Source organism: Stutzerimonas stutzeri (assembly GCF_024448955.1).
Lineage (GTDB): Bacteria > Pseudomonadota > Gammaproteobacteria > Pseudomonadales > Pseudomonadaceae > Stutzerimonas > Stutzerimonas stutzeri_AQ.
In genome coordinates, this window is the sequence record NZ_JAMOIH010000007.1 from 93,150 (window position 1) to 106,438 (window position 13,289).

At 61.9% G+C, this 13,289-nt stretch carries 10 protein-coding genes; 5 read left to right on the top strand and 5 right to left on the bottom strand.

The window, feature by feature from the left end; translation table 11 throughout:
* Positions 1–79: 79 nt before the first annotated feature.
* The 4 genes from exaC to pedF form a co-directional block, all read right to left on the bottom strand.
* Complete coding sequence (gene exaC, locus NA645_RS09595; RefSeq protein WP_256048584.1) at positions 80–1,600, bottom strand: acetaldehyde dehydrogenase ExaC; 1,521 nt, start codon at positions 1,598–1,600, stop codon at positions 80–82.
* Between the two features lie 759 nt (positions 1,601–2,359).
* Positions 2,360–3,289, bottom strand: coding sequence for a quinoprotein relay system zinc metallohydrolase 1 (locus NA645_RS09600; RefSeq protein ID WP_256048585.1), 930 nt, complete (start codon positions 3,287–3,289; stop codon positions 2,360–2,362).
* 60 nt (positions 3,290–3,349) lie between these two features.
* Positions 3,350–4,099 (bottom strand): quinoprotein dehydrogenase-associated SoxYZ-like carrier, encoded by a 750-nt coding sequence (locus tag NA645_RS09605; protein WP_256048586.1) that lies wholly within the window; start codon positions 4,097–4,099, stop codon positions 3,350–3,352.
* Between the two features lie 171 nt (positions 4,100–4,270).
* Positions 4,271–4,708, bottom strand: coding sequence for a cytochrome c-550 PedF (gene pedF / locus NA645_RS09610; protein WP_256048587.1), 438 nt, complete (start codon positions 4,706–4,708; stop codon positions 4,271–4,273).
* 355 nt (positions 4,709–5,063) lie between these two features.
* Between pedF and exaA the strand changes: the two genes are divergently transcribed.
* Both exaA and NA645_RS09620 read left to right on the top strand, forming a co-directional pair.
* Positions 5,064–6,935 (top strand): quinoprotein ethanol dehydrogenase, encoded by a 1,872-nt coding sequence (exaA, locus tag NA645_RS09615; RefSeq protein ID WP_256048588.1) that lies wholly within the window; start codon positions 5,064–5,066, stop codon positions 6,933–6,935.
* Between the two features lie 145 nt (positions 6,936–7,080).
* Entirely contained in the window at positions 7,081–7,725 is a 645-nt protein-coding gene (locus NA645_RS09620; RefSeq protein WP_256048590.1) for a pentapeptide repeat-containing protein, read from the top strand.
* 225 nt (positions 7,726–7,950) lie between these two features.
* On the opposite strand, the gene NA645_RS09625 is transcribed toward NA645_RS09620, so the two are convergent.
* Positions 7,951–8,616 carry a response regulator transcription factor gene (locus tag NA645_RS09625; RefSeq protein ID WP_256048591.1) on the bottom strand — a complete coding sequence of 222 codons (666 nt, stop codon included), beginning with the start codon at positions 8,614–8,616 and terminating at the stop codon, positions 7,951–7,953.
* 391 nt (positions 8,617–9,007) lie between these two features.
* Between NA645_RS09625 and NA645_RS09630 the strand changes: the two genes are divergently transcribed.
* The 3 genes from NA645_RS09630 (at position 9,008) to NA645_RS09640 (ending at position 13,191) form a co-directional block, all read left to right on the top strand.
* Positions 9,008–9,565 carry a PQQ-dependent catabolism-associated CXXCW motif protein gene (locus NA645_RS09630; RefSeq protein ID WP_256048592.1) on the top strand — a complete coding sequence of 186 codons (558 nt, stop codon included), beginning with the start codon at positions 9,008–9,010 and terminating at the stop codon, positions 9,563–9,565.
* A gap of 45 nt (positions 9,566–9,610) precedes the next feature.
* The gene (locus NA645_RS09635; protein ID WP_256048593.1) at positions 9,611–10,276 is read left to right on the top strand and encodes a response regulator transcription factor; all 666 of its coding nucleotides are present in this window, start codon (positions 9,611–9,613) and stop codon (positions 10,274–10,276) included.
* 206 nt (positions 10,277–10,482) lie between these two features.
* The gene (locus NA645_RS09640; protein WP_256048594.1) at positions 10,483–13,191 is read left to right on the top strand and encodes an AAA domain-containing protein; all 2,709 of its coding nucleotides are present in this window, start codon (positions 10,483–10,485) and stop codon (positions 13,189–13,191) included.
* Positions 13,192–13,289: the final 98 nt, after the last annotated feature.

Below are 13,289 nucleotides of genomic sequence, written 5' to 3' on the forward strand. Positions count from 1 at the left end.
ACGGCCCGGAAAGGCTCGGCACCCTCGGTGCCTGCCAAGTAACCGGCGCGTTCGGGAGCGCACGCCGGAGCCCATCCAATCAGAAGAAGCCCAGCGGGTTAATGTCGTAGCTCACCAGCAGGTTCTTGGTCTGCTGATAGTGGTCGAGCATCATCTTGTGGGTCTCGCGGCCGACGCCGGATTTCTTGTAACCACCGAACGCCGCGTGTGCCGGGTAGAGGTGGTAGCAGTTGGTCCAGACACGCCCGGCCTTGATCCCACGGCCCATGCGGTAGGCACGGTTGATGTCGCGGGTCCAGACGCCGGCGCCCAGGCCGAATTCGCTGTCGTTGGCAATCGCCAGCGCTTCGGCCTCGTCCTTGAATGTGGTGACGGCCACCACCGGCCCAAAGATCTCCTCCTGGAACACCCGCATCTTGTTGTGCCCCTTGATCAGGGTCGGCTGCACGTAATAACCGCTGGCCAGGCCGCCTTCCAGCTTCTCGGCAGCACCGCCAGTGAGGATCTGGCCGCCTTCCTGGCGGGCGATTTCCATGTACGAGAGGATCTTGTCGAACTGCTGCTCGGACGCCTGAGCGCCGACCATGGTCTCGGTGTCCAGCGGGTTGCCGCGCTTGATCTGCTGGATCTTCTTCATCACCACGTCCATGAAGGGCTCGAAGATCGATTCCTGAATGACCGCACGCGACGGGCAGGTGCAGACCTCGCCCTGGTTGAAGAACGCCAGCACCAGACCCTCGGCGGCTTTCTCGATGAACGCGGGCTCAGCATTCATGATGTCTTCGAAGAAGATGTTCGGGCTCTTGCCGCCTAGCTCGACGGTGCTCGGAATGATGTTCTCGGCGGCGCAGCGCATGATGTGCGAGCCCACCGGCGTCGAGCCGGTGAAGGCGATCTTGGCGATGCGGGTGCTGGTGGCCAGCGCCTGACCCGCTTCACGGCCGAAGCCCTGAACGATGTTCAGCACGCCCGGCGGCAGCAGGCCGTCGATGATTTCGGCGAAGACCATGATCGACAGCGGGGTTTGCTCGGCGGGCTTCAACACCACGCAATTGCCGGCGGCCAGCGCCGGCGCTAGCTTCCAGGCCGCCATCAGCAGCGGGAAGTTCCACGGGATGATCTGCCCGACCACGCCCAGCGGCTCATGGAAATGGTAGGCAGCGGTATGCTCGTTGATCTCGGCCGCGCTGCCTTCCTGAGCGCGGATGCAGCCGGCAAAGTAGCGGAAGTGGTCGGCGGCCAGCGGCACGTCGGCATTGAGGGTTTCGCGCACCGCCTTGCCGTTGTCCCAGGTCTCGGCGACGGCAAGCTTTTCCAGATTCGCTTCGATACGGTCGGCGATCTTCAGCAGGATCAGCGCGCGGTCCTGCACTGCAGTCTTACCCCAGGCATCGGCCGCGGCGTGGGCGGCGTCCAAGGCCTTCTCTACATCTTCGGCGCCGGAGCGCGGGAATTCGGCGATCACTTCGCCATTCACTGGCGAGGTGTTGACAAAATATTCACCCTTAACCGGCGGTACGAATTCACCGCCGATGTAGTTGCCGTAGCGGGGTTTGAAGGAAACGACGGCGCCTGCGGTACCGGGTTGGGCGTAGATCATGATGGGCCTCTCTTTCTTCTGCGTGTCAGAGCCTGCGCCAGAACGGACGCAGGGCATGGACCGATCTTAGGCAGCGCCCCACCACCCCCGGTATGCGCCCATGGCAGCGAGGCGCTCCTCATTTGGTAGTAGATGCCAAGGGCGCTGGGGAGCTTCGATGCAATGTCCGGTGCGCGGAGCGCACCCTACACGTCGGCACCTGGGAGCTGGCGGAGCGCACAAATCCGGTGCATGAAACTATCGAAACTCGTAGGGTGCGCTCCGCGCACCGTGTTCAAAAAGCAGAGAGAAATACAAGCATGCATAGCTAACATGGTGTCGGCCTTAGCCAGGCCGTACGCTCTTGCTCCAATTGATGAAGGAGACAGGGAATGTCCAACTATCGTCGCCCGCAGAATGAAGGCGGGCTGCATTTCTTTACGGTAATCACCCAACACCGCTGGCCAGTACTGCACCAAACGCAAACCCGTCAACTGTTGCGCCAAGCGATCATCGAGTTTAGGCGCGCTATCCATTCTGCATTCAGACGATATCGAGAGAGCCTTTGGTGAATAACTCTGCATGAGCTCCGGCCTAGCCTGCAGGGGGCGCGGAGCACACCCTACAACCGAGTGCCTCCTCTACTCATCCACCCCCTGCAACTGCCGGGTTTAGTAATTCGGATAGAGATTGCTGACGCTGCGGCTCAACCTTGTAGGGTGCGCTCTGCGCACCGGGGGCTTCGTCGTGAGGTTCGGTGCTACAGCCGAGCGCCCTCCTCTACTCATCCACCCGTTGCAACTGTCTGGCTTCGTATTTCGGATAGAGGTGGCTGACGCTGCGGATCAGTTCGTAGCGCGTCAGGCTCATGCCGGAGAAGCGCTCGGGGATTGGGCTCTGGATGACTTCATTCATGTCGGCGCCGCTGGCTGCGGCGTCGCGCAGCAGGCCGTCGAGCCAGCCCAAGTAGTCGCGCATCTGCTCGAACGGTGCGTTGTCGCGGCTCAGCGGGCCGTGGCCGGGCACCAGCAGTTTCCACGGTGTGGCTTGCAAACGGTCGAGGTCTGCCAGCCACACCTCCAAGCCGGGGCTGTTGGGCGTGGTCAAGGCGCGTTGATGGAAGAGCATGTCACCCGCGAAGAACACGCCACTGTTTTCATCGAGAACCGCCAAGTCGGCACCGGTGTGCCCGTGCAACTGCAGCAGACGCAGCCTGTGATCCCCCACGTCCAGCACGCCGGGTTCCAGCGTTTCGGTTGGCAGTACCACCTCGGTGCCGCGCATCCAGTCGCCGACCATCCGGTACATGTTCTCGGCCATGGCATCGCCCTGCTCGCGCAGCAGCTCGGTGGTTCCGGCGAGTGCGGCGATGGGCACATCGGCGAATGCCTGGTTGCCCAGCACATGGTCGGGATGATGATGGGTCAGCAGCACCTTGATGACGGGTCGGTCGGTAACCTCGGCGATGGCAGCGCGCATGGCTTCGCCGTAGCGTCTGGAAGGACCGCTGTCGATCACCACGACACCGGCCGACGTCACGATGAAGCCGGTGTTGACGATATTGCCGCCGTTGCGTGGGTCGAAGTTGTCCGTCGAGCCTTCCAGCAGCCAGACGTTTTCGGCGATCTGTCGCGGTTGCAGCTGATAATTCAGCTGGGCGTATATGGGCGGGGCAATGAAGAAGAAGACGAATAGAGCAAGCAGGCGCATATCGTTTTCCTGGCTGGAAAGAATCGGTGCGCGAAGCGCACCCTGCGGAAGCGGCGGGCTCTACAGCGTGGCCCCGAACTCGTTGCCGTTGTTGTCACGCAACCACAGGCGGGTGCCTCGCTGGCCTTTCACCTCCAGGCTCAGCGTCGGGTTCTCGCTGACTGCGGGATACAGCTCCAGCGTCGCCAGGACATTGCCGTCGGTATCGCGCAGCTCGGCCTGGTTGAGGAAGAACTCGGGGATGCCGCTGATCAGGCCGTTATCCATCGGGTGCGAGACCTGCAGGCGCAGGCGACTGCCGGTACTACGCTCGAAACGACCGCCCACGACCCTTCCCAGACGCTTTTCCCATCCGGGCTGAGTGCGCACCACGCTTGGCGCCGAACAGCCCCCGCCGGCAGCATCCACCCGAGCCGAGCCCACGTGCCAGACGCCATCTCGGGTCAGAACCGCCGCGCGAATGGGCGTGGCCTGCTCCACGCGGAAACGAATCGCCACCAGCGGCAGTACCTGTTCGCCGGGGCTGAAGCTGAACACGCGTGGGATGGGGTTGAGTTCGGCCCAGGCCTCGATACGCACCACTTCATCGCCCAGGGCGCGAGCATCGATGTGCATCGGCACCTGGCGCGCATCCTCGGCGAAGGGTGGCACAAGCACCTGTACGCGGTCGTCGAACACGTAGGGCTCGCCGTTCAGCACGCGCTCGTGGTGGTACTCCCACATGACCGATTGCAGCGGGTCGACGTCGGCCGCGAACAGGCCGCCGGTTCGAACGGTCAGCACGAGTGCCAGCAGGATTCGCATGTTCATGTCGTCTCTCCGGCGGCGGATCGCTATGGGCTACCCGCCAGTAACAGGCTGCAAGGCTTTTCGTAGGGTGCGCTTTGCGCACCGCCAAACTCGGTGCGTGCGGTGCGCGGAGCGCACCGCCAAACTCGGTGCGTGCGGTGCGCGGAGCGCACCCTACATATTTCACCCGCATCACTGCTTGGTCGCTTCGCTCTCTATATAGGTACGGATGGCCCACAGCGCTTCCTGGCTGAGCGTATCGGCCATGCGCGGCATGTACACGGCGCCGTCGCGTACGGCGCCGTTGATCACGCGTTCCTTGTACCACTCGTCACCGCTTATATCTGCTTCCAGCTCACGCAGATCCGGCGCGATGCCGCCTGAGATCGCTTCTAGACCATGGCAGCGGGCGCAGTTCTGGTTGTAGGCGGACGAGCCAATTTCTACAGCAAGGTCGTGGTGCTCGCCCGGTTCACGATAGGGGTTTTCATCCACCCACTCTTCACCAAGAGCGGGCAGGCCCTTGGTCTCTACGGCATGGGGAACGACATCACCATGAGCCAGGGCCAGACCGGTTACAGCGATCAAGCCTGCAGCCACAAGTGCGCGCATAGGGTTCTTATTGTTCATGACTAACCACCTCGTTTCGTGAATCCGTGCAAGGCAGCCCCCTTCCGGGAGCGCATGGCGGCCATGTTGGCGGTGGTGTCGGGTCGACTGAATCCTGCTTTGGAAGCCGGCAACTCCTCCCTTGGTAGCAAGCTTTCCCACCACCTTTGGCAGTGGGTCGAGCAGCACTTGTGGAGCAAGGCCAAAACACCAGACGTTTGGGAAATATTCCCGGCGTTCGCGGGAATTTTTCCGTATCGGCGCCTGCGCCGCGCTTCCAATAATCGATTCGCCAAGCCGCCATCGGCAGTGTCAGACCCGCGTCTACACAGACCGAACAGCGGCCTTGTCCGAACCGACCAAGGGAATCGCAACCATGACAACAAGATCGCACCCCGGCAGCAAACGTCCCCTCGCCCTCGCCGTGCAATGCCTGGCACTGGCTGGCAGCCTTGCAATGATCGGTGCCGCCCAGGCCAAACCGGTCAGCTGGGAAGACATCGCCAACGACCACATTTCGACCAACAACGTCCTGCAATATGGCTTGGGCACCCACGCCCAGCGCTTCAGCCCGCTGGCTCAGGTCAACGACAAGAACGTCTTCAAGCTGACGCCCGCCTGGTCGTTCTCCTTCGGCGACGAGAAGCAGCGCGGACAGGAGTCCCAGGCCGTGGTGCACGACGGCATCATTTACGTCACCGGCTCCTACTCGCGGGTATTCGCGCTGGATGCCAAGACCGGTAAGCGCCTCTGGAGCTACGCCCATCGCCTGCCCGACGACATCCGTCCCTGCTGCGATGTGGTCAACCGCGGCGTCGCCATTTATGGCGACAAGGTCTACTTTGGCACTCTCGATGCTCGCGTCGTGGCGCTGAATAAAGACACCGGTAAGGTCGTCTGGAACAAGAAATTCGGCGATCACGGCGCGGGCTACACCATGACCGGCGCGCCGACCCTCGTGAAAGACGGCGAGACCGGCAAGGTCATGCTGATCCACGGCAGCTCCGGCGACGAATTCGGCATCGTCGGCAAGCTGTTCGCCCGCGATCCGGATACCGGTGAAGAAATTTGGATGCGCCCCTTCGTCGAAGGCCATGTGGGCCGCTTGAACGGCAAGGACAGCACCCCCACCGGCGACATCAAGGCACCGTCCTGGCCGGACGATCCCAACTCCCCCACCGGTAAGGTCGAGGCCTGGAGCCAGGGTGGCGGCGCACCGTGGCAGAGCGCGAGTTTCGATGCCGAGACCAACACCATCATTGTCGGCGCCGGCAACCCGGCTCCGTGGAACGGCTGGGCGCGCACCTCCAAAGACGGCAAGCCCCAGGACTACGACAGCCTCTACACGTCCGGCCAGGTTGGCGTCGACCCGAGCACCGGTGAAGTGAAATGGTTCTACCAGCACACGCCGAACGATGCCTGGGACTTCTCCGGCAACAACGAACTAGTGCTGTTCGACTACAAGGACAAGAACGGCAAGACAGTGAAAGCCACCGCCCACGCTGACCGCAACGGCTTCTTCTACGTGGTCGACCGCACGGACGGCAAGCTGCAGAATGCCTTCCCCTTCGTCGACAACATCACCTGGGCCAAGGGCATCGACCTCGAGACCGGACGCCCGATCGAGAACGAAGGCCAGCGCCCACCCAAGCCCGAGCCGGGCGAGAAGCACGGCAAGTCGGTCGAGGTCTCCCCGCCCTTCCTCGGCGGCAAGAACTGGAACCCGATGGCCTACAGCCAGGACACCGGCCTGTTCTACGTGCCCGCCAACCATTGGAAGGAGGACTACTGGACCGAGGAAGTCAGCTACAAAAAGGGTTCGGCCTACCTTGGCCAGGGCTTCCGCATCAAGCGCATGTATGACGACCACGTCGGCATCCTGCGCGCCATGAACCCCACCACCGGCAAGGTGGAGTGGGAACACAAGGAGAAGCTGCCGCTATGGGCCGGTGTGCTGGCCACCAAGGGCAACTTGGTGTTCACCGGTACCAGCGATGGCTACTTCAAGGCCTTTGACGCCAAGACCGGCGACGAGCTTTGGAAATTCCAGACCGGCAGCGGAATCATCTCCCCGCCCGTGACCTGGGAGCAGGACGGCGAGCAGTACATCGGTGTGACCGTCGGCTACGGTGGTGCGGTACCACTGTGGGGCGGCGACATGGCCGAGTTGACCAAGCCGGTCGCACAGGGCGGCTCGTTCTGGGTGTTCAAGTTGCCTGAGTGGGAAAACAAGACCGCTCAGCGCTGATGTCCCGGCCGTGCCCGCCTCATCGCGGACACGGCCTTTTCGCTAGATGCGACCGTTCTCGTCGCCCGTAGGGTGCGATTCGCGCACCAGCTTTTCATTCTGAATCCGGTGCGCAGAGCGCACCCTACAAATGCATGGGCCTCATATGAAACCGTCCAGCCTGATCCTTCCCTTGTTATTCGTTGCTGCCCCGGCTTTCGCCGACGACCAACCGCTGATCATCAACGGCTGCACACTCGAACCGGAAAGCCAGTGCGCCAACGCCGACCTACGCGGTACCGACCTCAGCAATCAGGACCTGCGCAAGATCAACTTGGCCGGCGCCAATCTGTCCGGCGCTAACCTGCGCCACACTATTCTGGACCTGGCCAACCTTGAGAAGGCCAACCTGAGCGGCGCAACGCTCAACCGCGCCAGCCTGCAGCAGTCCAACCTGCGCCTGGCCAATTTCACCGATGCCCAACTGGTAGCCATCCAGGGCTGGGGACTGTTCGCCCAGGCCGCACAGTTCAAGGGGGCCAACCTCACCGGCGCCTACCTCGAGTTCGCCCGCATGAGTGGCGCCAAGCTGCACGATAGCAATCTGAGCGCCGCCGACCTCGAGATGACCTGGCTCAGCAAGGCCGATCTCAAAGGCGCCAACCTGACCGACGCCAACCTGCAGGAAGCAAAATTCAACGACGCCAACCTCGAAAACGCCACCCTCACGGGCGCACGCCGACACTACGCAACCTTCCAGGGGACCAACATGGAAGGCTGCAGGGATTGTCCGATGGACTGGGAAAAATAATTGCGAAAAGGTGCGCTCCGCGCACCACATTTACCGAGGCCCGATGGTGCGCAAAACGCACCCTACGAAGAGCCGGGCAGATGCCTACCAAGTAGCTAGCCACCCTACGCTCGCAACGCCGATGTAGGGTGCGCTCCGCGCACCGCATGTATTAAGACTCGGTGGTGCGCGGAGCGCACATTACGCAGGCCCGTACCTTACAAACACTCCACCCGGCGGGTCGCCTCAGGAAAATTCGAATGCCATTCTCCGCTCGCCGACGCGCAGCACGCCGGTATCGATGGCCAGGTGTACCAGTTCAGCATGGGAGCCGACCTGCAGTTTGCTCTTGAGCATGGTCAGGTAGTTGGAAACGGTCTTGCCGCTGATACACAACTGCTCGGCGATCTGCCGGGCGGGTGTGCCCTTGGCGAGCATCACGAAAACCTCGAACTCACGCTGAGTCATGCCTTGCAGACGCGGGTCCGGTGAGCCGTGGTGGCCAGGATTGCGCGCCAGTTCAGTAGCCAGCGGCTGTTCGATATAGGCATGGCCGGAGAGAACGCGTCGCACGGCTTCGATCAGCACCTGTGGCGAGGCATTTTTGGTGATATATCCCGCCGCTCCGGTATCCAGCGCCTGGCGAACCAGTGAAAGCTCATCGTGCATGCTGAAAAACAGCACGCGTAGCTGCGGCAGCCGCTGGCGCAGCCGTCGGGTGGTTTCGATACCGCTGATGCCCGGCAGGCCGATATCCATAATCACTAGGCTTGGGATGTCCCGCTGGCACTCGTCCAGCGCCTGCTCGCCGTCGCAGGCTTCGCTCAGCTGTACCTCGGGCAGCACTGAACGCAGCAACGCGGAGCAACCCTGACGCACCATCGCATGGTCATCTACCAGCAGAATTTTCACAGGCTAGCCGCCTTCTCATAAGGACGTTCAGGCAACTGTCGGCATGCCATCAGGTCCATGGTGCGCAGAGCGCACCCTACAAGGGTCTTGTACATCCGTAGGGTGCGCTCTGTGCACCCGGCTAGTACCTCACTGGCTTCCGGCGCCAGTTCGTGCTTCGGACAACTACATGCTAGAGCTTGGAAACACTCACCTGCCTACTACCTTGGTACCGCCGGAGCCGTACTTTCTATGCAGTTCCGGTTGCGCCGCCGACGTCTCTCACCCTGGTCGCGCGATGGACGCGTGGCGATCTACTACTTTGGTACCGGTTTTCGCCTCCATCGTAGGATTTCAAAGGCAGCACCATTGTTCTGTAATCCATTCATAGGAGCACACAGGAGTCCAGACGATGCCGCGTCTACCGTTACTGATCGTCATATTGGCCTGCCTGGGCATCAGCCAGGCAGCGTCGGCAGAAACGGACAGCGATCTGTTTTCAGCCGACGGTTACCGTCAGGCCCATTACCGCAGCCCGACGCCAGCTGCCATCGAGGGTGCGCAAACGCTGGATACCGCGTCGCTACAGGCATTGCTAGCTGAACAACCTAATGTGGCGCTGGTAGATGTGTACCGGCGCCAGTGGCTGGCCGGCCGCTTCATCGACACCGAGGCGCACACCAACCTGCCCGGCAGCGTCTGGCTGCCCAATGCCGGAGATGGAGCTCTTACACCCGAATGGGCGGACTATTTCGCCAGGAACCTTGCCCGTATCAGCCGGGGTCGTTTCGACCGGCCGCTGGTATTCTACTGCCGCTCCGATTGCTGGTTGGGCTGGAACGCCACCCGACGGGCTCACGCACTGGGCTATACGAACCTTTACTGGTATCGCGACGGCGTGGATGGCTGGGAACAGGCCAACCTGCCCCTGAACCCCGCAGCGCCGGAGGCTCTGAGCGGTCCGGAATGATCCACCAAGCGTGCCGACCATAATCACAAAAAGAGGTGACCAGCCTTGTACAAAATATTGATTGCCGACGACCATCCGCTGTTTCGCGAAGCCATCCACAACGTCATCCGCGACGGCTTTCCCGACAGCGAAATCCTGGAAACCGCCGACCTCGACAGCACGCTGGCACTGACGATCGAGCACGACGACCTCGACCTGGTCCTGCTCGACCTCAACATGCCCGGCATGCACGGCCTGAACGGGCTGATCAACCTGCGCAACGAGGCGCCGACCATCCCGGTGGTGATCGTCTCCGCCGAGCAGGACAAGCAGATCGTGCTGCAGGCGATCACCTACGGGGCGGTCGGCTTCATCACCAAGTCGTCGCCGCGGGCGCAGATGACCGAAGCCATCGAGCAGATCCTCAACGGTAACGTCTACCTGCCCTCAGATATCATCCGCAGCCAGAAAAGCGGCCGGCGCCAAACCAGCTACAACGAACCTTCGATCCCACCCGAGCTGCTGCAGGCGCTGACCCGCAAGCAACTGCTGGTGCTGGAACGCATGACCAAGGGCGAATCCAACAAGCAGATCGCCTACAACCTCGACATCGCCGAAACCACGGTCAAGGCACACGTCTCGGCGATCCTGCGCAAGCTCAACGTGCACAACCGCGTGCAGGCGATCCTCTCGGCCGGCGATATCGACTTCACCGCTTATCTGCGTCGCTGATTCCTCTTAGCGTGAATCCTTGACCGCTGCTGTAATGGGGGGCGGTTTTTTCACGATGACTCCAGCCCGGCACTTCGCCGGGAAGCACAGCCCGTCTATCGGCTATGGGTGCGATGATGGTAATAATTCCTTATTGAGAAACAACGGCATTCGATGTGCGGCGTTAGGGCGGCTCCGGATGTCATTCGGAGATGAATAAGGGATGTATGGTTTCGATTCATGTGGGTGGCGAGGACAAGACCGCAGAGATCACCAACTGGTCGATCTGGAGCGATAAGAGCGAAGGCCTGCAACTCAGGTGCTCCTACTTAAAAAAGGGCAAGGCCATACACGCGCTCAGCGACTGCCGCATCTCCCCCACCCGTGAACTGGGCGAGATGTTGCTGACCAAGCCTGGCAGCACGATCGTCAAGCCCATCGCCAAGGCGACGATCTATGGCGAGCGGTATGCCGTCGTGCTCCATCCAGATTCTGATCAACCTTACGTCTACAAGATGGACGGCATCGGCTTTGCCGCGCTGACGGCGATGAAGGAGGCGCCGGTCTTTAACTATTTCGTGGCAGTGGCTCATGCCCGGCGGGATCGCGCGGGGTCGAAGAGCGACCGTGAGATCGCCGCCAATGTCGTGCGCCAACTGGATAAGCTGCCCGCCAGCGCCGACACCGCTTTGCATGCCTATTGCGCGGGACGAAATGGAACGCAGGCGCCCGGCACCGGCCTGATCTTTCCGTTCGGCGTCAACGCAAGCCAGCTCGCGGCGGTTGAGCAGGCCTTCCGTGCGCAGATCAGCGTGATCGAGGGCCCACCAGGGACGGGCAAGACCCAGACCATCCTAAACATCCTCGCTAATATCCTATTACGCAGGCAGACGGTAGCGGTGCTGTCCAACAACAATTCGGCTGTCGAAAACGTCTACGAGAAGCTGGAAAAATGCGGCCTGGGCCACCTGGTCGCCAAACTTGGCAACCAGGACAACCGCAAGGACTTCTTCGCCGACCTGCCGCCGTGGTCATCGAGCGAGCCCGAGCCCGCGCAGCCCCTGGAGGAGATCCAGGCCCGGCTGGCCCGCTTGAAGCAGCACCTGGACGATCACAACCGGGCGGCGCAACTGCAGGCCGAGCTCGACGAGCTGACCGTCGAGCGGCGCTACCTGCAGCAGTGGCAAACAGACAGCGGTGTGCAAGCCGCCGCCTCGCTGGACAAGTACGGACTGTCGCCTCGCAAGACCACCGACCTGATGGCCTACCTGGCCCATCTCGGCGAACAGCGCATCCGCCTCAAGGACCGCATCGAACTGCTGTTCAATTTCAGGATTTTCCGCACCAAGCCTTTCGCTCGGGATGACGCGCGCCTGTCGGTCTTCCATGCCCTGCAGATGCACTATTACGACAAGGCGCTGCAGGACAAGGAAGCGGAGCTGCAGGCGTGCCGCGCATCGCTGGCGCGCGGAAATTTCACGGTCTTGCTCGATGAGTTGAAGACCGCGTCGATGCGCCATCTGAAGCAGCACCTGCAACGCCAGGCGCGGCCGTCGGACAGCTTCGATTCCAATACCTACCGCAAGCAGTTCGATGCCTTCGTGCAGCGCTTCCCAATCCTGGGCAGCGGCACGCATTCAATCGTCAACTCGATCGCGCCGGGCGCGATACTCGATTACGTGATCATCGACGAGGCCTCGCTGCAAGATATCGTGCCGGGTATTCTGGCGCTGGGCTGCGCGAAGAACCTGGTCGTTGTTGGCGACAACCGCCAGTTGGCGCACATTCCCGTAGCGCTGGGCCTGCAAGCCCCCACTGACGCCTATGATTGCGAGCGCTACAGCCTGCTCGACTCCTGCATCGGCGTGTTCACGGACGCTCTGCCCAGGACGCTATTGAAAGAGCATTACCGCTGCCATCCCAGGATCATCCAGTTCTGCAACCAGCAGTTCTACGACAACGCGCTGGTGCCAATGACCGAGGACAAGGGCGAAGCGCCCTTGCGCCTGGTGGTGACCGCCAAGGGTAACCACACCCGGCAGAACACCAACCACAGGGAACTGGACTCCTTGCTCAAGGTGCTGGACGACGAGGGCGAGCCCATTGGCCTGGACGGCGATGGCCGTGGCTTCATCGCCCCTTTCCGGGCCCAGGTCAACCTCTCTGGCACACACCTGCCAGTGGATTTCGTCAAGGACACCGTGCACAAGTTCCAGGGACGGGAATGCGACGAGATCGTCTTCTCCACCGTGCTGGACAAGAAACACTACAACCAGGAACGCAAGCGACTGGATTTCGTGGATGACCCGCGCATGGTCAATGTGGCGGTGTCGCGGGCCAAGCACCGCTTCACCCTGGTGACAGGCGACGACGTGTTCACCGGCAACAACGGCCACATCGCGGCCCTGATGCGCTACGTCGAGTATTACGCGCAGGACGAGCAGGTCGTGCGGGCTCCCGTGGTGTCGGCCTTCGACCTGCTGTACCGCGAGTACGACCAGTCCCTGGCGCGGTTGGATGCCCGGTTGCGGCCCGAGGATTCACGTTACAAGTCCGAGCAGATCGTGGCGCAACTGCTGCGCGAGGCCCTGTCCGCGCCGTCATGCCAGGCGCTGATGTGTCACGCCCAGCTCCGGTTGAACCAAGTCGCCGCATCAACCAATCCGGCCTTGACGGCGCGGGAACGAGCTTTCATGGCGCGCGCCAGTTGCGATTTCGTACTGTATTTCAAGGTGGGCAAAAAACCACTCGGGGTGATCGAAGTCGATGGCGGCTCCCACGATCGGCCCGACCAGGCGGCGCGGGATGCCTTGAAAAACAGCATCCTGGCGAAAAGCGGTATCCCCATCCTGCGCCTGCGCACCGTTGAGAGCCGCATCGAAGAAAGGATCGCCGGGTTCATCGCCCAATGGGCGAGCCCCGCGCCCGGCGCGTGACATGGTGGGTGAGGTGGGTGGGTTGACGATGCGGTGACCGTCGCCGTCAAGCCTGTGGTGCTTCGGTCTGGCTCAACCAGTTCGTGAACCCACGCTTG

What these genes read in the sequence shown, in the direction of transcription:
- exaC (WP_256048584.1), bottom strand. Translation starts at nt 1,600, where the DNA reads ATGATCTACGCCCAACCCGGTACCGCAGGCGCCGTCGTTTCCTTCAAA.
- NA645_RS09600 (WP_256048585.1), bottom strand. Translation starts at nt 3,289, where the DNA reads ATGCGCCTGCTTGCTCTATTCGTCTTCTTCTTCATTGCCCCGCCCATA.
- NA645_RS09605 (WP_256048586.1), bottom strand. Translation starts at nt 4,099, where the DNA reads ATGAACATGCGAATCCTGCTGGCACTCGTGCTGACCGTTCGAACCGGC.
- pedF (WP_256048587.1), bottom strand. Translation starts at nt 4,708, where the DNA reads ATGAACAATAAGAACCCTATGCGCGCACTTGTGGCTGCAGGCTTGATC.
- exaA (WP_256048588.1), top strand. Translation starts at nt 5,064, where the DNA reads ATGACAACAAGATCGCACCCCGGCAGCAAACGTCCCCTCGCCCTCGCC.
- NA645_RS09620 (WP_256048590.1), top strand. Translation starts at nt 7,081, where the DNA reads ATGAAACCGTCCAGCCTGATCCTTCCCTTGTTATTCGTTGCTGCCCCG.
- NA645_RS09630 (WP_256048592.1), top strand. Translation starts at nt 9,008, where the DNA reads ATGCCGCGTCTACCGTTACTGATCGTCATATTGGCCTGCCTGGGCATC.
- NA645_RS09640 (WP_256048594.1), top strand. Translation starts at nt 10,483, where the DNA reads ATGGTTTCGATTCATGTGGGTGGCGAGGACAAGACCGCAGAGATCACC.